Consider the following 676-nt stretch of genomic DNA (forward strand, 5'->3'; position numbering starts at 1 on the left):
CGGCTCCGACCACGGCAAGGACGGCGTCCGCAGCACCCTGTCGGACAACAACGCCGGCAAGAACGGCGGCGGCCTGTTCAGCTCCGGCGGCTTCGTCACCATCAGCTTCACCGCCATCACCGGCAACACCGCCTGCGAGAACGGCGGCGGCATCTACGCCGAGAACACCGAACTCAAGCTCGACCACGTCCTCGTCGCCCGCAACCACGCCGACGGCAACGGCGGCGGCATCGTCAACACCGGCGGCAAGCACTGGGGCTACCCCAACGACAAGGAAGACGCCACCGCCACCATCTCCGACAGCACCATCGTCGAGAACACCGCCAACCGCTTCGGCGGCGGCATCTTCAACGGCGAATGGCTCGTCAAGGTCGAAGACGGCTTCACCGAGCACAACGGCAGGGACAAGGACGACAACGCCACCCTCACCCTGCGCGACACCGAAATCAAGAAGAACACCGCCCTCAACGGCGGCGGCATCTTCAACAACAAGGGCAAGGTCACCCTGACCAACACCCACGTCACCAAGAACACCGCCACCGACACCGCCAAGCTCCACCGCGTCGCCGGCGGCGTCCTCAACAACGAGGGCACAGTCAAGCTCGACGACAAGTCCACCATCACCAACAACGACCCCACCAACTGCGCCAACACCGTCGAAGACTGCTTCAACTGA

1 pseudogene is annotated in these 676 nt (G+C 64.3%); it reads left to right on the forward strand.

The window, feature by feature from the left end:
• A pseudogene (locus tag FXF50_RS29025) lies at positions 1 to 676 on the forward strand (hypothetical protein); the annotation flags it as partial.

Origin of the sequence: Micromonospora sp. AP08, from assembly GCF_008085935.1 — a bacterium.
In the GTDB taxonomy this organism is placed as follows: domain Bacteria; phylum Actinomycetota; class Actinomycetes; order Mycobacteriales; family Micromonosporaceae; genus Micromonospora; species Micromonospora chersina.